We start from the raw sequence: 23,235 nt of genomic DNA, 5'->3' as shown, positions 1-23,235 counted from the left end.
TCATTCCACAGTGACTTCATAGACCCACGCCTGGTTGCTACCTTCGTCAGACGAGGGCATGTAGCGGAACATTAACACGAGGCCCTGGGTCTCAACAGGCTCCGGTAATGTGATGTCAGTTGTCGGACTCATTGCCGTGGTTGCTAGCTCTGTGCCGTGACGTGCAGCGGTGACGTCAACTGACGGGTCGACGGAGGTGAGGACCAGCTCGCCTCCGGTAGTGCCCGGAGCCATGTGGACAGTCACCTTGGACACGGTGGCCTTTTCCTGCAGGTTCAGTTTGAGTGAGACGATCTCATCGGGCGGGAACTGGTTGTAGTCGAAGGAACGCGACCTCCATGCGGTGTCCAGTTTCCCGTCGATGGCGTAGATCGCCTGGTCCGGGTTGTCACCATTGTCGTTACGCCACGACAAAGCATCCACGGAGGTGACCTGCGGACGGATGATTTCCGGTTCGACAGGTTGATCGGATCCTGACTGGCCGGATCCTGACTGTTCTGCAGATTGGCCGGATTCCTGCTCGTTGTGGGTAGGACTGAATGAGAAGCCTTCGCCGGATACAGGTGCGAGCATGGTCTTGACACCCCACAGCCCGCCACCGATGACCAGGATCGCCGCAAAAATCACGGTCGGAATCGTGGGATTGATGCGCGTGGTGAGGGCACGGCTTGTCGTCGAAGATGCGTTCGAGGCCGGCTCGGGCTGCTCGGTTGCTGTGGGCTGTTCGGTTGCTGCAGATTGCCTGGTCTCAGACGCAGCTCCCGCAGCCTCGGTTGTTCCCGTCGTACTTGCTGTGCCGGCTGTACCTGGAGTGCCGGCCGCACCTATGCCACCTGAAGCGGCAGCTGCCGGCGGCACGGAGTGATCACTCGACTCGTGACCCGAGGAGGCATGATCGGTGAGCCTGCCGAACGCAATCTCATCGAAGCTGGGACGCGCGGGCTGATGAGCGCCATGTTCATGAGAGCCAAACTGATCGAGTTCGTCGTTCTCATCAGGTTCGGGTGGGTAGGGCACGGGATGCTCCTTAGGTGTGTGAGCTGGCGTCGGTTCAGAGGCGCGCAGGTCGTTCGCTTGGGATTGTACTAAGTGTGGAGTCTCTTCGTCGGGCGTCACCGCCGAGGCGAGGCCGTCTTGAGCATCCGGCTCCGGCGCCGCGGCACCCCACCTGCTGACCACCGGCATCTCACCCGTGTTCGTCGGATCTGAAGGTGAAAACCCTCTTTGCAGAATGCTCGAGGGGATCTGTGCATCTTCTTCCACCTGGGCCGGGTCATCACTGTGATGAGCGTCAGCGGGGAACGGGTCAGCATGAAGAGTGGTGTCGTATTGCGCGTCGGTGAGTTCCTGACCAACCTCAGCCTGCTCGCGACCCAGGAACTTTGACCAGTCAAAGAAGTGAATCTGCGTGCGTTGCGAATCGGTATCGTGCGAGGACCCGTCCACCACCGCGTCGGCCTGCGTGCTTTGCTGCTCACCAGAATCTGCTGTCGGCTGCGCGCGATCTGCGGCAGCTGAATCCGACTCGTCGCGCTCAGCGTCGGGGGCTTGCGGCACGGTGGTACGTGCGTGTGAAGCAAAAGAGGCGGTGGAGGCGCCCGCTCCTTCAACGACGAACACCTTGCGGATCAACGCTGGTACGGGTAGTCGCCGGTTCACCTTGCGCACAGCATCACTGGTGGAGGCAGGATCAAGCAGACGCATCATCAATGCGAACACGATGGTGACGACGAGGGCGACCACCACGGCTTTCACAGCTGCGACCAGCCAACGCGCCACCCACTGATCGATCGGGGTGGACGCCCCCATCAGCCAGATAGCCACACCACCGGCCAGACCCCCCACACCGGCGGCAGTGAAGTATTTGATATAGCTGGCGACAATCAGACCCGGGTTGACGTAGCGAATCTTTCGCGCAACCCAGAAGACGGCGATAAAGCCCTGGAGGAGTCGGCACACCGTTTCAGCTGCGCTGGCCCCGATCGTCCACCAGCCGGGTCCTGCCAGGAAGAAAACTGACCATCCGACGATGATCTGAATGATCGTCGGGACGATTCCCATCAGGAAAACAGGTTTGGCATCCTCGTAGGCGAAGAAGACGCGTTGGCTCATCAGCACCATGCCGGTCGAAGCAACGCCCGGCATCAGGGCGATCAACACTGCCGCGTAGGCGCGCACATTCTCCGGCGAGGCCATCGGCAACACCAGCTGCATGACCGGCACAGCTGCCGCGATCAAAATGGCCGCAGCCAGCAGCGTCAACAAGGTGATGACATTGACGCCTGTGTGGAAATTCCGCGCGACCTCCCGGTGATCATTTTCGGTGACCGCATTGGCCATCCGAGTGAAGATCGCGGTCGCCAGCGACACGGAGATCAATGACTGAGGAACCATGTACACCATGAACGCTGCCGTGTAGGCCACGTAACCGGCAATGGACGCGTCATGCAGAGTGGCCCAGTGGTCAGCCTGCGTAGCCAGGTTCGTCGTTGAAATAATGCCGATCTGGCTCACGCCGAGCGTGGCGAACGTCCAGCCGGCCACGCGTGAGGCGGACTTGAAGGACGTGCCCTTGAAATGCCAGTCGATGCGCAGCTTCACGTCAGCGTGACGCAGCGGTATCAGCAAGATCAATGCCTGGAGGATCACGCCGAGCGTGGCCGATCCGGCCAGCACCCAGAACTGAGAAGAGGTGAATTCTTCAATCGGGAAGACACCGTGGTGAGGGCCCCACAAGATCAGGAAGATGCTCAGACCCAGGATGGCGATGACATTGTTGAGCACCGGCGCCCACATATAGGGACCGAACATGCCGCGCGCGTTCAGCAATTCGCCCAGCAGGTTGTACACCCCATAGAAGAAAATCTGCGGCAAACACAGCAATGTGAAGGTGATGGTCAGTGCGCGGGCGGGACCCTCGTAACTGGAGGCGAACAATGTCACCAGGAGCGGCGAGCCCACCATCATCACGATGGTGACGCCGAATAGGATCAGTCCGGCCAGCGTGAGGAGGCGCGAGACGTAACGATCCCCAGAACGCGACTTCAGTGCGCGCACGATCTGCGGAACGAGGACAGCGTCGATGACACCTGCCGCCAGAATGTTGTAGACCGTGTTGGGCAGCGTGTTGGCCACCTGGAAGGTCGCTGACACGGAGCCGGCACCTTCACCGATCGCGATGATCAGCAGCGCGGTTCGCACGAATCCGAGGATGCGGGAGACCAGGGTGCCTGACGCCATGATGGCTGACGACTTCAGCAGGGACGTCTGCCTGGGGGCACGCGAATCAGATGCATCGTGTGACTGGTTCATGGTGTGTCTCCATCATCTGAGTGTGTGTGCTTGCGTCGCGACGACACTAACGGGTCGCGTGATCGCCACTGCGAGCGCACATTGCGAATCAAACCGACGCAGAACGCCACTGCAACCAGCCCCGCGATTGACCACGTCCCAATATCCTCCCACTGTGCGCGCAAACGTACCATGACGGACTGAGAGCTATCGAGTATGGTGCCACGCGGTGTGGCCACAATGTAGGTGACGTCGATATTCCCCGATCCGATGGCCTGAACTGGAACTTCGACGTTACCAGTGGAGTTCGCCTCGAGGGGCTGAGCGGCGCTGGGTGTCGCACGAAGACGCGCATCGTCAGGTTTCAGCGTTGCGGTGACGGTGATTGTCCACGGTAGCTTATTCGTCACGCGCACAGGGAACGCGGCCGTCTTGTTAATGACATTGATCGTCGCTGATGGTTCGGCATGGACCAGTGAGTACAGCTCGCTGATCGCTCCCTGCAGGTTCTTCGCCGCCTCAATGGCGTGATCATCGTCGTGTCCTGCACTGACGGCGTTGAGCATCGCCACGTTGACGACGTTCGTCAGCTGGTGGGGTTCGTCGAGTGCGGTCGCCAAGGCTGCAGCCTGATCGCGTGCTTCGTTCAGCGTGTGCAGTGTGTGCTCCCAATGGTCAGGGACCTCAGGTGTGGGATGTACATCTTCACGCTCGGTATCGGTGGGCTCTGACGTTGCAATCTCGGCGAAGGAACGCGGTGCCATCCAGTCCGACTGTGTCAGGGAGCGGATACGTGATACCAGTTCGGAGTTGACGGCGGTGTTGCGCGCCACGGTCACGAGCTGAGGTCGGGCTATATTGGGAAGCTGACGCGTGATCAGAGCACCCATTGCCTGGGCTGCCTGACGCGCATCCAGCTCATCGCTGTCTGTAGGCGCATCCCACGCCAGCAACTCCGTGAGCTCACGAGTCGAGGTCAGCACCGTGCGAGTCGAATCAGATGCGCCCTCCGTGTGGGTGTGACCATCATCAGCATCGACTTCGACGCGTGTCACGGATGTGAAAGAGGCGTCCTCGGGAGGCCCGACTTCACCGGCGGGTGCAATGATCGTGCGGCCAGTTGACTCCGGCAGCATGGACAGCCCGAAAGTCGATGAGCGTGGCCACAGCACTGATCCGATGACGCTGACTGACTGAGCTGAACCAGTGCGTGATGTGGTCGAATCTGCCTGACCGGCCTGATTGACGACCTGCTCGGGCGTGGACAGCGTGCCGAAAACGCTCATCGACTCACGCGCCAGTTCGGTCAGACGCTCATCGCCTAGCTCTTGCAGCCGAGCGGGGTCTGCATCCATGCTGGGCAGGGCAACAACCTGCCCCCCCGATCCGACGAGGGTGTCCAGTGCGCGCGAGACAAACGCGGAAGTTGCCGGTGAATGCCACCATGACGGTGTGGGGTACCTGGGTGAAGGCCAATGAGGAAACGGAGTCATCTCTGCTGGACCGGCGCTTCCGCTTTGAGGCTGATCGCCGGATTGAGAGCCTGCATCTGCCGCCGTGCCGTTCGCGCTGCCGGACTGAGTGCCTTCAGGTTGGCTGCTTTTACCGGATTGCGCCGGGGAGGCCGAATCAGAATCGGAACGGGCAGTGGATTGGGACTGGCTGGTCGGAGCAGTCGACTGCGGCTGGGCGCTTGTCCCGGCAGATTGAGCCTGGTCAGCGGTCGTAGTCGGTGAGCGCAGCCGCCCGTCGGCGTCAAGAATGCCGGTGCGCACAAAACTGGTCAACGCTTCAGGATCAACAGCCAGTGTCACGCCTGGTGTGCGGGCAAGTTCACTGAGAGCTTTCCACTGCTCCGTGGAGCCAAATGCCTGAGTCGACGTGAAAGGAACCAGCACCGATATGGGTGTCTGCTGACGCTCATAGTAAGAATCCCACACGACCACGGAGCGGTCCTCACCGTCTATATCACCCTCATCAGTCGTGGCCAGCGCCTGGACGCAAATACCGCGCGGCCCCCACTCAAAACTGTCATCCAGCGGCAGCTCCTCGGCGGGAACCGACAAGGTGAAACCCACTTTCTGACGCGGGCCAAGCTGCCTGTCGATGGTGCGTTCGGCTACCGGGATGCCGGCATCAGTGTGGCCCGAAAAGTATGCGCTCAGGTCAGGTGCCGCGACCGCTGAATGGACGGACATGAACAGGCGCAGCACAGTTGACGAGGTGGCCTGTGCACCCGAAAGGTTCGTCAATGTGCCCGACACGGTGAGCGTTGACGTGTCATCAAGGACAGTGGGTGTGATCGACGTGATCGACACCTGCAGATTGCCGCCCTCATCGGCTTCACCGAGCACGCTGGGGCGCGTGGTGTGAATACCGGACGGGTCACCCTCGGACGTGGAAGTAAAAGAAGCAACACGCGCACTGGTGTCAGTTAGTGGCATGCTCGAGGCACCCGCGGGCGCGCACAGGCACGCGGCAGTCACAATGGCAGTGACGACCGTGGAGAAAACGCGTGCGCGGCTCTTCATCACACGTCCCGGTACAAAAGATCCAATGCGATTCTGACGATACGACGCTCGTTCGGATAGGCGAGTTGGCGCATCAGCTGCTGCAAGGATACCCACGACGCGTCTTCAGCTTCGTGATCAGGGTCCATTTCCACGGTGATCGATCCCGACACGTAGCCCATGAGGAAGTGGTGCACCACCTTGTGAACACGCCGATCAGGAGAGGAAAACCAGTAGTCGATCGACGCGAGGTGACGAATGATCCGTCCGGTAATCCCCGTCTCTTCCGCAACTTCGCGCAATGCGGCTTCCTGAGCGGTTTCGCGTCCCTCCAGGTGGCCTTTCGGCAGGCACCATTCGATGCGGCCGGCCCGGTTACGTCGCGCAATGATCGCCGCGTAAGGGGTACCGTTGACAACATCGATAACGAGGCCGCCCGCCGATGTTTCTCCCACAATCGGCAGGCGGGAACTGGCAGAGTGATACGCCCGTATCGAGGCATGGTGGCGTGGGGGACGAGGTGTCCCCACACGGCGCTCATAACGACGGGCTGACATAGTTCCACTCTATTAGTCTTGGAGCGATGGCGGGTGACGTGACATTCCTGCGTCGCGGCTCCTGAGGTTTTTCGAGGCCTGAAAACGTGGCACTCTAGTACGTAATGGATACGCACAAGCACGGTTCCCACGCTGACCGCCAGCAACTGAAAGGACACGGTGTGAAGACACGCGCACTCGAGGGTGTCGGATCTCAGGACGTGCCAGCTTTGCTGGTCAACGCTCAACGCACATTCAGCCATCTACCTGCGCAAGTACTGGAAATGGCGCACCTTTTTGACGACGCTGGCCAGGAAATTGCGCTGGTGGGCGGACCTGTGCGCGACGCGTTCCTCGGCGTGACGCCGCATGACTTCGACTTCGCAACATCGGCACGCCCCGACGAAACCGAGGAGCTGCTCAGCAAGTGGGCCGACGCCGTGTGGGACATCGGCAAGAAGTTCGGCACGATCGGAGCACGCAAAGATCACATCGTTGTGGAAATCACCACATACAGGTGCGACGAGTATGACATCGGCTCACGCAAGCCTGACGTCACATTCGGAGACACGCTCGAGGGAGACCTGACGCGCAGAGACTTCACTGTCAACGCCATGGCGATGCGGCTGCCGACGATGGCACTTGTGGACCCTCACCACGGTCTTGACGATCTGGCCGACGGACGCCTGCGCACACCTGTCACCGCTCAACAATCATTCGACGACGACCCGCTGCGCATCATGCGTGCGGCGCGTTTTGCCGCCCAACTGGGCATCGACGTCGACATGGATGTGATGGATGCGATGGAGTCGATGGCCTCACGGCTGTCGATTGTGTCCAACGAACGGATCCGGGCCGAATTTGAACGCCTGATGGTCAGCCCGTACCCGCGGCGCGGCATCGAACTCATGGTGCACACCGGCGTGGCAGCTGTTGTCATTCCGGAGCTGGACGCACTGGTCGATACGCGCGACGAACACCGTCGCCACAAGGACGTGTACGAGCACACGCTGACCGTGCTCGATCAGGCGATGGACCTGGAAACCGGGCTCGATGGCGCTGTGCCGGCACCGGACCTGATTTTGCGGCTGGCCGCGATCATGCACGATGTGGGCAAGCCTGCCACGCGGCGCTTTGAAAAAGACGGCACCGTGTCGTTCCACCATCACGAGATTGTCGGCGCGAAACTGACGCGCAAACGCCTCAAGGCCTTGACCTTTGACAGACACACAGTTGATGCGGTGACGCATCTGGTGGCGCTGCATCTGCGTTTCCACGGTTATGGCGAACAGGCCTGGACTGATTCGGCTGTGCGCCGCTACGTTGCTGATGCTGGTGACCAGTTGGAGCGCCTGCACCGCCTCACTCGAGCTGACTGCACGACGCGCAACCGCCGGAAAGCGATGCACTTGTCGGCCGCTTATGACGATCTGGAAGCACGCATCGCTCAACTACGTGAACAGGAAGAACTCGATGCGATCCGGCCGGATCTGGATGGCAGTCAGATCATGGAAATCCTCAACATTCCACCTGGCCGCGATGTGGGTCGAGCACGCCAGCACCTGCTGGACCTGCGCATGGAGAACGGCCCGATGGGTCAGGACGCGGCACGTGAGGAACTACTGCGCTGGTGGACCGAGCAGGGTGCCAGGGACTGAAACACCCGCCGGCCGCCCAAGGCACGGCGTTCGCACCGTAAAACAGTGGCCGGACTGTACACTCAATGTGAAGGGCGTCATAGCGTGGATCGGACGCCCTCGCGCCACGACAAAGGATGAAAGAAGCTCACGATGACGATTACTTCACCTGAAACGGCAAGTGCTGATATTGGCGTGTATGGAATGGGCGTGATGGGGTCGAATCTTGCGCGTAACCTCGCACGCAACGGGTATCGCACTGCGGTGACGAATCGTTCACCCGGTCGCACGCTGCGCCTCATGGACCAACATGGCGACGGATCCGAGGGCATCTTCATTCCCTCGGAAACCACCGAAGACTTCGTGAAATCGCTCGAAAAGCCGCGCGTGGCCATCATTATGGTGCAGGCAGGTGAGGCCACTGACTGGGTCATCGAACAGCTTGCGGACCACATGGACGAGGGTGACATTATCGTGGACTGTGGAAACTCCCTGTTCACTGACACGATTCGCCGTGAAAAGTGGGTGCGTGAGCGTGGGATGCACTTTGTCGGTGCTGGCGTTTCAGGCGGTGAGGAAGGTGCTCTGTGGGGGCCGTCCATCATGCCGGGTGGAACCGAAGAGTCCTACAAGCGCCTTGGCCCGATGTTTGAAACGATTTCCGCCCATGTGGACGGCGAGCCGTGCTGTACGCACGTGGGTGCTGACGGCGCGGGTCACTTCGTCAAGATGGTACACAACGGCATCGAATACGCAGATATGCAGGTCATCGCGGAGGCCTACGACGTGCTGCGCCGCGGCATGGGTGCTACACCGTCCGAACTGGCGGACATTTTCGACGAATGGAATGCGGGCGAGCTGAATTCGTACCTCATCGAGATCACGGCGCAGGTGCTGCGCCACAAGGATGCAAGCACAGGTGAGCCGCTGGTGGATATGATCGTGGACCAGGCATCGCAGAAAGGCACCGGCAAGTGGACCGTGCAAACAGCGCTGGACCTGGCAGTTCCCGTCACCGCCATTGCTGAAGCAACCTTTGCGCGCGGCGCATCCTCGCAGACCACGCAGCGTGAAGCCGCACAACACATGGAGGGCCACGCCCAGGAACTGAAGGTGGAACAGGCCGATCATGACTCCTTTGTTGAGGACGTACGACGCGCCCTGTTCGCCTCCAAGATCATCGCCTACTCACAGGGATTCGATGAGATCGCTCAGGGGGCACACGCCTACAACTGGACGATTGACAAGGGTTCTGTGGCGCGGATCTGGCGCGCAGGATGCATCATTCGTGCCACGTTCCTGTCCGACATTGGGCAGGCGTACGACGAGGATCCCGATCTGCCTCTGCTCATGGCAGCCGAACCCTTCGCCTCCCGGATCGAGGAATGCATCCCGTCACTGCGCAAGATTGTGGCATTGGCAGCGACGCACGGCATTCCTACCCCCGTGTTCTCGTCGTGCCTGGCCTACTTCGACACGGTGCGTGCCGACCGACTGCCGGCAGCACTGATTCAGGGTCAGCGTGATTTCTTCGGCGCGCACACCTACCGGCGCGTCGATCGCGAGGGAACATTCCACACGCGGTGGGCTGACGAGGGCAAGCCTGAAGAACAGTGGGACTAGGCTCGGACCATACCCAGGTGTGATTCCCTTCATGGAAAAGCTGGGATTTCCATGTGAAACGAGGGGAATAGTGGCGCGGTTCATGGCGCGATCACCGTCGACATGCTTACGCTGAAGGGCAAGGCTCATAGAGACGGTGCCTGTAACGAAAGGTGAACGCGTGTCGAAAAACGGCAGGATGAATCCGGATGAGGCCAAGAACGGGCGTCACTCGTCCCGCTCATCGCACGGCACATCGCGAGGGGCGATGCGTCCCGATCCGGCATTCCCCAAGCGCGCAGCGCGACATGAAGGAACCCATCGGTCATCCGCTTCCAACTCGTCGCCCGGGACTTCCAGGCAGGCTGGCTCCGCTGCGGCAGGCAATGCCGGTGGGCGGAAAGGCGAAACCAGCCGGTCGAACTCACGCAAGACCAGTGGACGCACAGCGAATGGGCGCAAAAGGCGGTCATGGGGTAAACGCATCGGCCTTGCCTTCGTGTTCAGCGTCCTCGGCGTCATTATTGCCGGACTGGCATCCTTCCTGTTCCTGTACGCCACGTTGGATATTCCCAAGGCCGACCAGGTGGCCTTGGCTCAGACCAGCACCGTGTATTACGCGGACGGCACCTCCGAGATGGGGAAGTTCTCTGAGATCAATCGCTCCATCATCGACACGTCCACATTGCCGGACTATGTGGGGCAGGCCGTTGTTGCCTCCGAAGACCGCACTTTCTATTCCAACTCCGGAATAGATCTGAAAGGCATTGCGCGTGCCCTCGTCAATAATCTGAGAGGACTGCCGCGACAAGGTGGCTCCACGCTCACCCAGCAGTACGTGGAGCGCTACTACATGGGTGAGACTACTTCGCTGAAAGGCAAGGTCAAGGAAGCGGTCCTGGCGGTGAAGATCAACCGTGAGCAAACCAAGGACGAAGTGCTGGGCAACTACCTCAATACTATCTATTTCGGCCGGGGAGCCTACGGCATCGAAGAAGCCTCGAAAGTCTTTTTCGGACATCCGGCATCAGAACTGACCCTGTCAGAATCCGCGCTGCTGGCAGGGATCATCCCGGCACCATCGGCGTGGGATCCTGCAGAAGATCCTGATATGGCGCACTCACGGTGGGAACGAGTCATCTCACTGATGGTGCAGGACGGGTGGATCGACCAGGCGGAAGCAAATCAGCAGCAATTCCCGCAGACCATTGATTTCCAGGAGACGACCTCGTCAATGACCGGGACGACCGGCTACCTCCTGCAGCAGGTGCGTCGCGAGCTGGCCGAGACAGGTGCGTTCACTGATGAGCAGATCGATTCGGGTGGCCTGTCGATCATCACCACTATCGACAAGGCTCGTCAGGAAGCCGCAATCAATGCGGCCCAGATGATGAACGAGGTCGAGGGATGGAACCCTGATTCCATGCACGTGGCGCTGTCTGCCATTGACCCTGCAACGGGGGAGATCGTCGCTGAGTTTGCGGGCAGTGACTATCAAAAAGTTCAACGTAATGCGGTCACTGATGACATTGCACAGGCCGGTTCAACCTTCAAGCCGTTTACCTTGCTGGCGTATGCCGATCAGGGCGGCAGTGTCTACGATCAGGTTGATGGCAGTTCACCGCGCTCATTTGACGGCCTGGCTGAACCAGTGTCGAACGTGGGGAACACCTCGTGGGGTAATGTGTCGTTGATTAAGGCAACGTCCTATTCAATCAACACGGCTTTTGTGACGTTGAATGAGAAAGTCGGTCCGCAGGCGACAGTGGACACAGCCGTGAAGCTGGGAATCCCTGAAGACACGAACGGACTCGATGCGACGCTGCTCAACACGTTGGGTGTGGCATCAACGCACAACATTGACCTCACCCATGCGTATGCCACTATCGCCAACGGCGGGACACGGATGAACCCGCATATCCTGCGAGAGGTGCGTGACTCTGTTGGCAACAAGGTCTACAGCGCGCAGCTTGAGTCGGAAAAGGTCTTTGATGCAGAGACGGTCAGCGCGATTATGCCGGCGCTCAAGGCAGTGATGGAGCCGGGTGGCACCGGTGAGAAGGCGGCAGTTCTGGGACGTGAAGCGGCCGGTAAGTCCGGTACGTCTGATGATCAGAAGTCCGCACAGTTTGTTGGAATGGTTCCGGGCCTTGTCGCCAGTGTCTCGATGTATCAGTCCGACGAGGCCGGCAACCCGGTTTCGCTGGATAACATCGGCGGCCTGTATCAGTTCCACGGAGGCGACTGGCCAGCTGACGTGTGGGTGAAATTCATGGAGGCTGCAACTGCTGACCTGCCTAACGGTGACTACTCGTGGTACACCGAACCGAACCCAGTTCAACAGAACACTCCACCAACGCCGACACAACCTCAGTCGGTCCAGCCCACCCAGCCGACTCAGCCCACACAACCCGAACCAGCTGAACCGACTCAGCCCACACAACCCGAACCAGCTGAACCGACTCAGCCCAGCCAGCCTGGTCAGGGTCACGATGACGACCACGATACGGGCGGCTCTCAATCCTCCTAGACGTCTGGCGCTGGTGGGCACGTGGGCCTAGCCGGTTGGCTATCCGACTGCATGAAAATCGAGCCGCACCCACAGTGTGGAAAAAATCCACTGCGCGGGTGCGGCCCGGTATGAATGTGCCCGGCGTCCCGGAGCCTCCTTACAGAAACGGAGTACTCATCGGAACGCCGGGATCACACTCGGTGGTGTGTCACTGTCACTCAGCGATGACGCGGACATGCAGGTTTGCAGACACCTCAGAGTGCAGGTTGACCTTGACGGTGTAGTCTCCCAGCGTCTTGATCGGAGCAGGGATGACGATCTTGCGGCGATCAATCGTCTGGCCGATCTGATCCTGAACGGCCTGAGCGATGTCGGCACTTGAAACGGCGCCAAAGAGTCGATCGTTGGAACCGGTCTTGCCGGAAACAGTCACGAACTTGACTTCCTGGAGCTGATCGCGCACGACGCGGGCATCGTCGACGGACGCGATTTCGCGCTTGCGGCGAGCACGAGCCATGTCGTCAATCTGGCGCTGAGCACCCTTGGACCATGCAGTGGCAAGGCCGCGAGGAACTAGGTAGTTGCGAGCGTAACCGCTCTTCACCTCGACAACGTCACCGGCTGAACCGAGCTTGTCGACATCGTGGGTCAAAATGAGTTTCGTTGTTGCCATCAGAAAAAGCCTCCCTATGAATCTCAGCGACCGGACGAAGAGTACGGCAGCAGAGCCATCTCGCGGGCGTTCTTGACGGCCTTGGCGATGCGGCGCTGTTCCTGTACGGATACGCCAGTGACACGGCGGGCACGGATCTTGCCGCGGTCCGAGATGAACTTACGCAGCAAAGCGGTGTCCTTGTAGTCAATGGATTCGATCTTGGCCGACTTCAGCGGGTTGGCCTTCTTCTTAATGGGCTTATTGCGAAGTTGAGGCTTCGCCATAGTGTTCTCCTTGGATCCAGGTAATCGCTGTGATTACCCCATACGAAAAATGAAGCGATAAGAATGCATTGCGAAAGCGCGTTGCGTCAGATCAGCGTCGCCCTCGTCAATTGAATTTAGAAAGGCGGCTCTTCACCGAAAGAGGACGCTCCCTCGGTGCGCCACGGATCGGAAGTGGACCCTCCGGCGGGCGCATTGTAGCTGCCTTGTTGCTGACCATATCCACCCTGGTAGCTGCCGGAACCACCTTGCGCGCCAGCGCCTGACTGGCTCTGGTATCCACCCTGGGAGTATCCGCCCTGGCCGGAATCGCCTCGAGGAATGCGGGTCACTTCAGCCTTTGCGTAACGCAAGGATGGGCCGACCTCATCAACCTGCAGGGACAATTCACTGCGCTGCTGGCCATCGCGCGTTTCATAGGACCGCAAAGTCAGGCGACCCTGGACGATGACGCGCATGCCTTTGCGCAGGGTTTCGGCCACGTTCTCAGCCGCGTCGCGCCAGACGGAGCAACGGTAGAACTGCGTGTCTCCGTCGCGCCATTCGTTCGCACTGCGGTCGAACGAGCGTGGGGTCATTGCCACCGAGAAGTCGGCAACGGCTACTCCCGATGACGTGAAACGCAATTCGGGATCTCTGGTCAGGTTTCCGACGATTGTGACGACAGGTTCTCCAGCCATGTCAACTCCTTTGGTGGGTGGTCAAACGCTCTTAATTCAGCGTGCGTCAGGGCGCATCAGTTTGTGGCGCAGGATGGACTCATTCAAGCCCATCAGACGTGTTGCTTCCTGTGCAGCCTCAGGCGTTGCTGTCATGTTAATGACAACATAGATGCCTTCAGATTGCTTCAAAATGTCGTAGGCAAGACGACGCTTGCCCCAGACGTCCACCTTTTCGACGGAGCCGTCGCTGGCTTTCACAGGGGCCAGGAACTTTTCCATCATGGGGACGACGGTGCGCTCGTCGATCGTTGGATCGAGGATCACCATCAGTTCATATGTACGCACGTGTGTACCCACCTCCTATGGTCTTAGCGGTCACGGACTTTCCGTGACAGGAGGGTAATGCGTGGACAGTGTCCCTTATGCAGAACACGGTCCGAGTGTCCATTTTAGTCGCTTCGAGGCTCTCTTAGCTACCCCGCGGAGTGAATCTGTGCGGTCGAGTTCGCCACATCCAACGGCCGGCAAGGAGGCTCATGTTCAGTGCAGGTCGGCAATAGCGCGGCGCGGTGACCACCAGGTGCGCCACGCGTTCACGAGGCCGCGCACCCCCAGGAACACGAAACCGAAGATCAGCCACAGCGCCACCATTGCTATACCTTGATCCGCTGGGCTCAGTGCGTCATCAATGCGCTGGGCAGCCATCCATCGCTCCAGTGCCCACAGACACGGAAGGTAGACCACCATCATGAAGACACCGCCAAAGGCCAAGGTCTTGCCGTGCCCCGCGCCGATCAGGACGCCGTCAAGCAAAAACACGACCCCTCCCAACGGCATGGCGCAGGCGCTGGCAATCAGCGCCCATGTCGCAATGTGGTGCATCGATGGGTCAGAGCCGAAGAAGTGAGGCAAAAACGGGCTGGAAGCAGCGATGAGTACCGCGAGAATCAGGCCGACAGCTGCGCCCCACACGGTGAGTTTGCGCAGCAGGGTGCGCAGGTGCTCGCGGCGTCCGGCACCCAGATCGAAGCCCACCAATGCCTGCGCGGCGATGGCCAGCGCATCCAGTGCCAGCGCGGTGAACATCCACACGGCGTTGACCACCTGGTGTGCCGCCAAGGCGGTGACGGAAATGGAGGTGGCAACCATGAGGGTGGCGATGGTGGCGATCCTCATGGCGACGGTGCGCACGAACAGGGGAGCGCCGTCCAGAGCCGCATTCCAGATTCCCGCTCCTGATGGCCGCAAGGACACGTGCCGGCCTCGCGCTTTGGACAAGATGACGGCGACAAGGACGACAGCCATCAGTGTCTGAGCCAGCGCGGTTCCCAGTCCCGACCCGGCGATTCCCATGTCCAGCCCGTAGATGAACAGCGCGTTGAGGGCGACGTTGAGTGCTGCACCTCCGGCGGCAACATACAGCGGCGTGGTCGTATCGAGCAGGCCGCGCAGTGTGCCTGTGGCCGCCAGGACAACGAACATTCCGACCAGGCCGGGAGAGGCCGTGTGCAGGTAGGCGAGCGCGTGCGGCATGACGTCAGGTGAATTGCCCAGGGTTTCCACGAGCGCCCGACCGCCCAGGATCAAGCCGCATGCGGTGACAATGCCGCATCCGGCTGCCAGCCACATTGCTTCAATACCGGAGCGAATGGCGCGCACGCTGTCACCGGCCCCGAGTGCCTGTGCAGCGAGCGCGGTTGTGGAATAGGCCAGAAAGACGAACAGTCCGACGATGGTTTGGACGATGGTGGTGGCGGTGGCCAGGCCGGCCAGCTCTTCAGTGCCAAGGTGGCCCACCATCGCGGTGTCGATGAGGGTGAAGATGGGTGCTGCGACGAGTGCTCCCAGTGCCGGGATTGCGAGGGACAGAATCTGACGGGTCAGTGACCCTGAGGGGGTGGTGGGGGCGCTGTGAGAGGAGTGTGACGTGGATGAAACCGTACCTTTATGTTCATCTTGAGGGTCGCAAGAATTCATCTTCTGTTCATCCACTGATTACGCTCCTATTTGTTGTCCACACATTGTGCATAGATCTGTGGACAACCTGGTGGTGATGTTCCGCATGAAAACGCCTCTTGAGCGATTTGCATGGTGGTGGGGATCAGATCCCCGTCCCAACTTTATCCACATGTACTGTGGACGACCTGCCGAGTTGTCCACAGTCTATCCACACGTTATCCACATCAAGTGATCCTTGAGAGCTTCGCGTGAGGCGGAAAAAGAGGATAACCTCGCGTATGCGCGCACGAGCGGGCGCAGGCAATGGAAGGATTGGCAGGCCGATGGCGTCAGATTCAGATTTTGACCGGGTTCCACCGCAGGATCTGGATGCGGAGATTTCTGTGCTGGGCTCGATGATGCTGTCGAAAGAAGCCATCAACGACGTCACGGAAGAGATTCGCGGCTCGGACTATTACAAGCCTGCTCACGAAACTATCCACAACGTCATCGTGGATCTTTCCGGTCGAGGCGAACCGGCCGACGCCGTCACGGTGGCCGGCGAATTGCAGCGTCGCGGCGAGCTGCAGCGCGTTGGAGGCGCCACATATCTGCACACCCTGATTGCAGCCGTCCCCACAGCGGCGAACGCCGGATATTATGCGCGAATTGTGCGCGAGCGATCGTTGCTGCGACGCCTCGTCAGTGCCGGTACACGCATTGTGCAGCTCGGCTACGCTGATGCCGGGGGCGACGTCGATGAAATCGTCAATCAGGCGCAGGCGGAAATCTACGCTGTTTCAGAACGTCAGGCGAGCACTGATTACCTGTCGATGTCGGACGTTTCGGAGTCCATCCTCGACGAACTTGAGGAAATTGAACGCAACAAGGACAAGCTCAAGGGCGTGCCCACCGGGTTTGCTGATCTGGACCGACTCACCCAGGGTCTCCACCCCGGTCAGATGATTATTGTCGCCGCCCGACCGGCAATGGGTAAATCGACACTTGCACTGGACTTTTGCCGCTCGGCATCGATCCGCCACGGTGTCACATCGGTGATCTTCTCACTGGAAATGTCGCGCTCCGAAATTGCCATGCGCCTGCTGTCGGCAGAATCCGGCGTCTTCTTGCAGAAGATGCGCGCAGGTGAGATGACCAGTGAAGACTGGAGGCGCGTGTCTGCCACCACGGCGAAAGTGTCCGAAGCTCCGCTCTTTATTGACGACTCGCCCAACATGGCGATGACGGAGATTCTGGCCAAGTGCCGCAGACTGAAACAGCAGCACAACCTGGGCCTCGTTGTGGTGGACTACCTGCAGTTGATGACAGCTGGACGCGAGATGGAATCGCGTCAGCAGGAAGTGTCCACGCTGTCGCGCCAGCTGAAGCTGCTCGCCAAAGATATTGAAGTTCCGGTCGTGGCTGTCGCACAGCTGAACCGTGGGCCCGAGCAGCGAACAGATAAGAAACCGATGATGGCTGACCTGCGTGAATCCGGGTCGTTGGAGCAGGACGCCGACGTCATCATGTTGCTGCACCGCCCGGAGTACTACAACTCCGAGGAACGCCCCGGTGAAGCCGACATCATCGTCGCCAAGCACCGTAACGGTGAAACTGCGACGATTCGCGCACTCTTCCAGGGTCATATGGCACGTTTTGCGAACTTCACGGGACGTGAAGAACCGGGCGCATAACCCCTTCACTTCATCAGGGTTTACCCTGAATCTCCCCTTGCCTTCGGTTTGGAGGGTAGCCAAGCGGCGCTGAGTGTTGCACGGTAGACGTGTTGCACGGTAGAAGGCAAGGAAGGAGAGTGAAACCTGATGAGCACACTCCGCGACACTTTTCGTGGCACCACACCTATGACCCCGACGCTGCGGTCATTCGACCAGACTGATCGTCGCCATGTTCAATGCACGAATGCGCGCCATATTGCCGCCCGTAGTCACACCGACACGACGATGATTGACGTTGAGGAAGTGCGTATGCATATGCGCATGCGGGGCGCTCGCCCTCGAACCACAATGCTGGCCGGAGGAAACTAAGGGGTACGGGCCACCCGCTGGAACACGTAATACGCGGGAATAGCAAGCAGGAACCAGACGGCAATGACGAGGTGATGGCGCACGTCGTCAGCCGGTGGGAACACAGTCATGAGCGTATTGGCCATCCCGTGGAACACCATGCACCACAGGACTGATCTGGTGAAGGCGACCAACAGTCCCAACCACGCACTGAGCGCGAAAGAGGTCAGTGCGAATGCCGCAAATGAGGATCCCTGATGCGGGTTGCCGTCGATCCACCACAGGGGGATATGCCAGCATGCCCATACCGCCCCTACAACGAGGGCCGCTACTAGGTCTGGCGCTATGAAATTGTGAAAGCGGCGCGCGAGCAGAGGCTGCATGATGCCACGCCAGCCCCACTCTTCATTGCCGCCGGCCACCAGCGTCACGACCAAGAAGATGGACACGATGGCGATCAATGAGGTGCCTGCCGAGTCGGCGGGTGCACTCCATCCGTGTGATGACAGCCAGAATGCGGCGACCTCAAGCAAAGCGCACAGGAGAAAATAAAGCGCAGCGTGCGGGGCACGACGGGTCAGAAAATGCGCGAGATTTTTCCACGAAAAACCACCCGGCAGGCACACGCAAGCGGCGATGGTCGGGCCGAATCCACCCAGAACAAACAACGCCATAGCGGGAATCTCGGTGGCGCGAAGTGATGTGAAGTGGACCAAGAGTGCTGTCGCGCCCCAACAGATCCATGAGATCGCGAATGTCGTGAGTAGATATGTCACAAGACGGCGCCACGGATTATCGCGCACGGCCCTGCTCCTTTCACGTGCAGCGTCGAGCGGGCCGGGCTCTTCGGCGCCTGTTTATTCCGATGAGAGTGTGAACTTGAAGGAGTAGCGCTGGGCATCGTAGTAGTGAAGGCCGTATTCAACTGCTGCGCCCGCACCGTCATATGCCGTGCGCTCCATTGTCAAAAGCGAGCTTCCAGTTCCTATGTGTAACAGATCCGCTTCGACCTCGCTGGCGTTTCGGGCACCGACAGACTGGGTGGCGGACAGCAGCTCGATGCCGCGCTCGCGGATGCATGAATACAAGCCCTGGTGCGCCAGATCTGTGAATGAGGGGGCGTAGCGAGCCGGCAGCAGATTCGTCATGATCGCCAGTGGCTTGTTGTCGATCCAGCGGCGACGGGTGACGCGAACAATTTCCTCGTCGACGGTGCATCCGAGTTTGGCGGCATCATCCTCGTCGGCCAGGAGAACTTCATAGCGCAGCACTTCGGTGTGTGGGGTGAAGCCGGCTTTTGTCAGGTCGTCGTTGAGGGAGGTCAGGGCGAGGGGGCGGCGGACGTGTTTGGGGGTGACGCGTGTGCCGACGCCACGCCGGCGGGTCACCAGGCCACGGGAGACGAGTTCCTGGAGTGCGCGGCGCGCGGTGGGGCGGGAAACGGACAGGCGGCATGCCATGGAGATTTCATCTTCGATCAGTCTGCCGGGTAGGAGGGTGCCGGTGGAGATGAGATGTTCGAGAGGTTCGGCGATCTGGGTGTACAGGGGCGTTGAACTGGTACGGTCCAGATCGATTGACAGCTCAAAGGGTTCGTCGAGATTTCCTTGGTCACTGGCCATTGTGGGTTCCTTCAGATCGTCTCATGATTGGTTCATGTCATTGAGCGAATCGTATCACCTGAGGACAAACGAATATTTGTTATGACATGCGAGGTTGGTCGGTGCGGAGCGTGGAAAGCCGATGGTGTCCGCCTTGACAGAGGCCTTCATGCTCTATATTGTTTTAGTGATTAACAAATTGAAGTGATGTGGCGACAGAGCTGCGTACGTGCACATGGAGGTGTCTTTACTATGAGTGAATTGTGGTCAAACGGTCCTATCCCTTTCGTCGGGACCGACGATCCGAAAGCGGGCATGGGATTCAGGTACTACCAGCCAGACCGCGTCGTTGCCGGAAAGACAATGGCAGAATGGCTGCGCTTTGGCGTGGCATACTGGCACACATTCAACCAGCGCTTGGTTGACCCGTTTGGAGATGGAACCGCTCAGCGTCCCTTCGACCGCTATACCGATCCGATGGAACTGGCACTGGCAAAAGTGGACTACGCATTCGACTTCTACACCAAGCTCGGTGTGCAGTACTTCTGCTTCCACGATCGCGACCTCGCTCCCGAGGGTGACACCCTGCGTGAGAGCAACAAAAACCTGGATAAGGTCGTCGACCGGATCGAACAGCTCCAGCGCGACACCGGCATGAAACTGCTGTGGAATACCTCGAGCCTGTTCACTAACCCGCGGTTCCTGTCCGGCGCTGCCACCTCGCCGTTCGCGGACATCTATGCGTACTCAGCCGGCCAGCTCAAGCACTCTCTGGAAATCGCGAAGCGACTGGGCGCGGAAAATTACGTCTTCTGGGGCGGGCGCGAAGGATACGAGAATCTGTGGAACACCGATCTCAAGCGCGAACAGGATCACATCGCCCGCTTCTTCCACATGTGCGTGGACTACGCCAAGGAGATCGGCCTGGACGCACAGTTCCTCATCGAACCCAAGCCCAAGGAACCGACGACGCACCAGTACGACTTCGATGCTGCCACGTCGATCGCATTCCTGCAGACCTACGACCTGGCCGATCACTTCAAGCTCAATCTGGAAGGTAACCACGCGAACCTGGCCGGACACACCTACCAGCACGAGATCCGCGTGGCGCGTGCCGCCGGAATGCTCGGCTCGCTCGATGCCAACCAAGGTGACAAGCTCATTGGCTGGGACATCGATGAATTCCCATCTGACCTGTACGAAACCACTGCAGTGATGTGGGAAATCGTCGACGAGGGGCAGATCGGGCCGCGCGGTGGACTGAACTTTGATGCCAAGCCGCGACGTACCTCGTTCACCGCCGAAGACCTGTACCTGGGCCACATCGTCGGCATGGATACGTATGCCGCAGGCCTGCTGGTCGCCGCCAAGATGCACGAGGATCGATTCATTGAAGAACTGGTCTCCACCCGATACGGGTCATTCGATTCTGGAATCGGTGCGACAGTTGAGGACGGGTCGGCAACCCTTGCCAGCCTGGAAGAGTATGCCTTCGATGTGCCGCAGGCTGACCTGATAAAGGCGGTGCGCTCTGACCACCTCGAATGCGTCAAGGCCACCATCAACAACTACATCATCGACGCGCTCGCGCAGGCCTGATCCGGCATCGCTCCGGTGGCACGCCGGGTGAGGTCGACAAACCGAGCCAACGTGCATACCAGACGGCCCATGAACTTGATTAAATGGTTCGTGGGCTGTTTGGTATGCCAAATGAGTTCGCGAGCCTGCTGCGTCGCAGCGATGGCACAGTCAAGAGTGTGTGATGAGGCAGAACGGCAATCACACATCCTCCCATAATTTGTACTGACAAAGTGTGACTGCGTGGTTATACTAGGTGGTGAGTGCGCAGGCCACCCTCGTCCTCATCGAAACAAGGGAATACGAGGTGGCACGGGCGCGGGAAGTGTGGCCATGACAGTGGTCGCGAACGATGACAATGACGAAGGAGCTGTCACAGGTGAATACAATTAAGCACTGGATTGGTGGTGCCGAATACGAAGGCACGCCGGTCAAGACTCTCGATGTCGAAAATCCAGGCACCGGTGAGGTGGTCAGCCAGCTGCTCCTGGCAAGCGATGACGACCTCAACCACGCAGTTGAGGTTGCAACCGAGGCGCAAAAAGAGTGGGCAGCAACGTCACTCGCCAAGCGCACCGCGATCATGTTCAAGATGCGTCAACTCGTCCTGGATCACCAGGATGAAATGGCCAAGCTGATCGTTGAAGAGCACGGCAAGAACTACTCCGACGCAATCGGTGAAATTCAGCGTGGACGCGAAACCCTCGACTTTGCCACCGCCATCAACGTCGCACTCAAGGGTGAGCATTCCGTCAACGTATCAACCGGCGTGGACATCTTCACCACCCGTCAGCCTGTGGGCGTAGTAGCAGGCATCTGCCCCTTCAACTTCCCGGCGATGGTTCCCATGTGGATGCACCCGCTGGCGATCGCTACAGGCAACGCCTTCATCTTGAAGCCCGCCTCGCCGACTCCGTCGGCAGCACTGCTGACCGCACGCCTCTACAAGGAGGCGGGCCTGCCTGACGGCGTGTTCAACGTCGTGTCCGGCAACCGCGACATGGTGCAGTCAATCCTCAAGCACCCCGGAATCAACGCGATCTCATTCGTTGGATCAACCCCGGTGGCACACATCGTGCAGGACACCGGTGTGACCCACGGCAAGCGCGTCCAGGCACTGGGCGGCGCCAACAACCACGCGATCGTGATGCCCGACGCAGATCTGGACTTCGCTGCACAGCACATCTCCGCCTCAGCCTTCGGTGCGGCCGGCGAACGCTGCATGGCGCTGCCGGTTGTTGTCGCCGTCGGTGGAATCGGCCCGAAACTGGCCGAGATGGTCAAGAAGCACGCCGATGCAATCAAGGTTGGCTACGGCATGGATGAGGGCGTCGAAATGGGCCCGGTCATCTCCGCTAAAGCCAAGGAACGCATCGTTGGCCTGATCGACGATGCGGAAAAGCGCGGCGCCACAATCGTGCGCGATGGCCGTGACCTGGTCATCGAGGGGTACGAGGGTGGTCACTTCGTAGGACCGACCATTATCGATGATGTTCCGCTGGATGCGCCGGTGTACACCGAGGAAGTTTTTGGACCTGTCCTGGCAATCGTCCATGCCGACACCTACGAGGAAGCGATGAAGATCGTGAACTCCAGCCCCTTCGGCAACGGTTCAGCAATCTTCACCAACGACGGCGGCGTCGCACGTCGCTTCACACTCGATGTTGAGGCCGGCATGGTGGGCGTGAACGTCCCGATCCCGACACCTGTTGCGTACTACTCCTTCGGTGGGTGGAAGGATTCGCTGCTGGGCGATACCCACATCCACGGTCCGGAAGGTGTCCGTTTCTACACGCGCGCCAAGGCGATCACGTCTCGCTGGCCCAGTGAGAAGACCTATGAGGCAACGATGTCGTTCCAGCGTGAAGAGTGACGCCGGTCTTCCCGTGCGCTGATCTTTTTCATTGACGAGGGCGGCTGTGCGCGGCACTGCTAGATGTGGTGTTGCGTATGGCCGTCCTCGCTATGTCTCATCGCAGTGGATGGCACATGTTCGCAGGACCTGGTCGCGACCTGGCACCGCACCCTTATTGGAATGCTGCATGCTCACCCGAGCAAAGCAAAAGGCGATACCGAAAGGTATCGCCTAGGTGAAGCCGCGTCAGCTGGACGCGATCGGGATCAGTCAGTCCTGGGTATCAAGAACACGCGTGAACAGTGCGTATACTCCCAGAGCCAGAGTGCACAGTCCGGCAATCAGTGTGATAACTGGTGAAGCGGCGGCAATTCCGGCAACGAGGGCGACCAAGCTGATCACAAGAGCAACAACAAAGATGCGATGCTGAGCCGGTGCTGACAGCTGAAGCGTCAGGGCAGGCTGTGCAATTGCATACGATTGAGTTGATGTCATGGTCTCTCCTGTTTATCTTCGTCGGCCATGCAGGAGACCCGATGACACACACCGT

The 23,235-nt window shown here is 59.6% G+C and carries 18 protein-coding genes; 7 read left to right on the top strand and 11 right to left on the bottom strand.

Going from position 1 to position 23,235, the window contains the following annotated elements:
* Genes murJ through AC1EJ1_RS05490 form a run of 3 tightly spaced genes read right to left on the bottom strand, consistent with a single transcriptional unit; the run spans nt 1 to nt 6,358 of the window.
* Nucleotides 1-3,312, bottom strand: a complete 3,312-nt coding sequence (gene murJ, locus AC1EJ1_RS05500) for a murein biosynthesis integral membrane protein MurJ (RefSeq protein ID WP_480295505.1) — start codon at nt 3,310-3,312, stop codon at nt 1-3.
* Nucleotides 3,309-5,822, bottom strand: coding sequence for a DUF6049 family protein (locus AC1EJ1_RS05495; protein ID WP_480295503.1), 2,514 nt, complete (start codon nt 5,820-5,822; stop codon nt 3,309-3,311). The genes murJ and AC1EJ1_RS05495 overlap by 4 nt, the downstream gene beginning before the upstream one ends.
* Complete coding sequence (locus AC1EJ1_RS05490; RefSeq protein WP_082628632.1) at nt 5,822-6,358, bottom strand: NUDIX hydrolase; 537 nt, start codon at nt 6,356-6,358, stop codon at nt 5,822-5,824. The genes AC1EJ1_RS05495 and AC1EJ1_RS05490 overlap by 1 nt, the downstream gene beginning before the upstream one ends.
* Before the next feature lie 212 nt (nt 6,359-6,570).
* On the opposite strand from AC1EJ1_RS05490, the gene AC1EJ1_RS05485 reads away from it, so the two are divergent.
* The 3 genes from AC1EJ1_RS05485 to AC1EJ1_RS05475 all read left to right on the top strand — a co-directional run bounded on the left by AC1EJ1_RS05485 (nt 6,571) and on the right by AC1EJ1_RS05475 (nt 12,106).
* Nucleotides 6,571-7,995, top strand: coding sequence for a CCA tRNA nucleotidyltransferase (locus AC1EJ1_RS05485; protein ID WP_082628699.1), 1,425 nt, complete (start codon nt 6,571-6,573; stop codon nt 7,993-7,995).
* A gap of 132 nt (nt 7,996-8,127) precedes the next feature.
* Nucleotides 8,128-9,597, top strand: coding sequence for an NADP-dependent phosphogluconate dehydrogenase (gndA, locus tag AC1EJ1_RS05480; protein ID WP_058237597.1), 1,470 nt, complete (start codon nt 8,128-8,130; stop codon nt 9,595-9,597).
* A gap of 160 nt (nt 9,598-9,757) precedes the next feature.
* The gene (locus AC1EJ1_RS05475) at nt 9,758-12,106 is read left to right on the top strand and encodes a transglycosylase domain-containing protein (RefSeq protein ID WP_058237598.1); all 2,349 of its coding nucleotides are present in this window, start codon (nt 9,758-9,760) and stop codon (nt 12,104-12,106) included.
* 196 nt (nt 12,107-12,302) lie between these two features.
* Here AC1EJ1_RS05475 and rplI read toward each other — a convergent pair whose 3' ends face one another.
* The 5 genes from rplI to AC1EJ1_RS05450 all read right to left on the bottom strand — a co-directional run bounded on the left by rplI (nt 12,303) and on the right by AC1EJ1_RS05450 (nt 15,681).
* Nucleotides 12,303-12,761: a 50S ribosomal protein L9 gene (gene rplI, locus AC1EJ1_RS05470; protein WP_480295501.1), complete on the bottom strand. Its 459-nt coding sequence runs from the start codon at nt 12,759-12,761 to the stop codon at nt 12,303-12,305.
* 23 nt (nt 12,762-12,784) lie between these two features.
* The gene (rpsR, locus tag AC1EJ1_RS05465; RefSeq protein WP_058237600.1) at nt 12,785-13,027 is read right to left on the bottom strand and encodes a 30S ribosomal protein S18; all 243 of its coding nucleotides are present in this window, start codon (nt 13,025-13,027) and stop codon (nt 12,785-12,787) included.
* A gap of 116 nt (nt 13,028-13,143) precedes the next feature.
* Nucleotides 13,144-13,707: a single-stranded DNA-binding protein gene (locus tag AC1EJ1_RS05460; RefSeq protein ID WP_070726052.1), complete on the bottom strand. Its 564-nt coding sequence runs from the start codon at nt 13,705-13,707 to the stop codon at nt 13,144-13,146.
* 36 nt (nt 13,708-13,743) lie between these two features.
* Nucleotides 13,744-14,034 carry a 30S ribosomal protein S6 gene (rpsF, locus tag AC1EJ1_RS05455; RefSeq protein WP_058237602.1) on the bottom strand — a complete coding sequence of 97 codons (291 nt, stop codon included), beginning with the start codon at nt 14,032-14,034 and terminating at the stop codon, nt 13,744-13,746.
* A 195-nt stretch (nt 14,035-14,229) separates the two neighbouring features.
* Entirely contained in the window at nt 14,230-15,681 is a 1,452-nt protein-coding gene (locus AC1EJ1_RS05450) for an MATE family efflux transporter (protein ID WP_480295500.1), read from the bottom strand.
* Between the two features lie 290 nt (nt 15,682-15,971).
* Here AC1EJ1_RS05450 and dnaB point away from each other — a divergent pair, with 290 nt between their 5' ends.
* Together dnaB and AC1EJ1_RS05440 are read left to right on the top strand one after the other, a co-directional pair.
* The gene (gene dnaB, locus AC1EJ1_RS05445; RefSeq protein ID WP_058237603.1) at nt 15,972-17,321 is read left to right on the top strand and encodes a replicative DNA helicase; all 1,350 of its coding nucleotides are present in this window, start codon (nt 15,972-15,974) and stop codon (nt 17,319-17,321) included.
* A 129-nt stretch (nt 17,322-17,450) separates the two neighbouring features.
* The gene (locus AC1EJ1_RS05440; RefSeq protein ID WP_058237604.1) at nt 17,451-17,672 is read left to right on the top strand and encodes a hypothetical protein; all 222 of its coding nucleotides are present in this window, start codon (nt 17,451-17,453) and stop codon (nt 17,670-17,672) included.
* Here AC1EJ1_RS05440 and AC1EJ1_RS05435 read toward each other — a convergent pair.
* Both AC1EJ1_RS05435 and AC1EJ1_RS05430 read right to left on the bottom strand, forming a co-directional pair.
* Entirely contained in the window at nt 17,669-18,325 is a 657-nt protein-coding gene (locus AC1EJ1_RS05435; RefSeq protein ID WP_480295498.1) for a CPBP family intramembrane glutamic endopeptidase, read from the bottom strand. The genes AC1EJ1_RS05440 and AC1EJ1_RS05435 overlap by 4 nt on opposite strands.
* Before the next feature lie 183 nt (nt 18,326-18,508).
* Nucleotides 18,509-19,273 (bottom strand): GntR family transcriptional regulator, encoded by a 765-nt coding sequence (locus tag AC1EJ1_RS05430; RefSeq protein WP_480293737.1) that lies wholly within the window; start codon nt 19,271-19,273, stop codon nt 18,509-18,511.
* A gap of 231 nt (nt 19,274-19,504) precedes the next feature.
* On the opposite strand from AC1EJ1_RS05430, the gene xylA reads away from it, so the two are divergent.
* Both xylA and AC1EJ1_RS05420 read left to right on the top strand, forming a co-directional pair.
* Entirely contained in the window at nt 19,505-20,851 is a 1,347-nt protein-coding gene (gene xylA, locus AC1EJ1_RS05425) for a xylose isomerase (RefSeq protein WP_070726050.1), read from the top strand.
* 358 nt (nt 20,852-21,209) lie between these two features.
* The gene (locus tag AC1EJ1_RS05420; protein ID WP_058237940.1) at nt 21,210-22,703 is read left to right on the top strand and encodes a CoA-acylating methylmalonate-semialdehyde dehydrogenase; all 1,494 of its coding nucleotides are present in this window, start codon (nt 21,210-21,212) and stop codon (nt 22,701-22,703) included.
* A gap of 252 nt (nt 22,704-22,955) precedes the next feature.
* On the opposite strand, the gene AC1EJ1_RS05415 is transcribed toward AC1EJ1_RS05420, so the two are convergent.
* On the bottom strand, nt 22,956-23,180 hold the full coding sequence (locus tag AC1EJ1_RS05415) for a hypothetical protein (RefSeq protein ID WP_480295496.1): 225 nt from the start codon (nt 23,178-23,180) through the stop codon (nt 22,956-22,958).
* Nucleotides 23,181-23,235 lie beyond the last annotated feature (55 nt).

This window comes from Pauljensenia sp. C0170B4 (assembly GCF_056590235.1).
The sequence above is the reverse complement of the archived record's forward strand: the minus strand, read 5'-3'. Positions and strand labels throughout refer to the sequence as shown.

Bases quoted from the DNA above. Each gene is read 5' to 3' on its own strand.
- AC1EJ1_RS05430 (WP_480293737.1), bottom strand. From the start codon at position 19,273: ATGGCCAGTGACCAAGGAAATCTCGACGAACCCTTTGAGCTGTCAATC.
- AC1EJ1_RS05460 (WP_070726052.1), bottom strand. From the start codon at position 13,707: ATGGCTGGAGAACCTGTCGTCACAATCGTCGGAAACCTGACCAGAGAT.
- rplI (WP_480295501.1), bottom strand. From the start codon at position 12,761: ATGGCAACAACGAAACTCATTTTGACCCACGATGTCGACAAGCTCGGT.
- rpsR (WP_058237600.1), bottom strand. From the start codon at position 13,027: ATGGCGAAGCCTCAACTTCGCAATAAGCCCATTAAGAAGAAGGCCAAC.
- gndA (WP_058237597.1), top strand. From the start codon at position 8,128: ATGACGATTACTTCACCTGAAACGGCAAGTGCTGATATTGGCGTGTAT.
- murJ (WP_480295505.1), bottom strand. From the start codon at position 3,312: ATGAACCAGTCACACGATGCATCTGATTCGCGTGCCCCCAGGCAGACG.
- AC1EJ1_RS05440 (WP_058237604.1), top strand. From the start codon at position 17,451: ATGAGCACACTCCGCGACACTTTTCGTGGCACCACACCTATGACCCCG.
- dnaB (WP_058237603.1), top strand. From the start codon at position 15,972: ATGGCGTCAGATTCAGATTTTGACCGGGTTCCACCGCAGGATCTGGAT.
- xylA (WP_070726050.1), top strand. From the start codon at position 19,505: ATGAGTGAATTGTGGTCAAACGGTCCTATCCCTTTCGTCGGGACCGAC.
- AC1EJ1_RS05495 (WP_480295503.1), bottom strand. From the start codon at position 5,822: ATGAAGAGCCGCGCACGCGTTTTCTCCACGGTCGTCACTGCCATTGTG.
- AC1EJ1_RS05415 (WP_480295496.1), bottom strand. From the start codon at position 23,180: ATGACATCAACTCAATCGTATGCAATTGCACAGCCTGCCCTGACGCTT.
- AC1EJ1_RS05490 (WP_082628632.1), bottom strand. From the start codon at position 6,358: ATGTCAGCCCGTCGTTATGAGCGCCGTGTGGGGACACCTCGTCCCCCA.
- AC1EJ1_RS05435 (WP_480295498.1), bottom strand. From the start codon at position 18,325: ATGGCGTTGTTTGTTCTGGGTGGATTCGGCCCGACCATCGCCGCTTGC.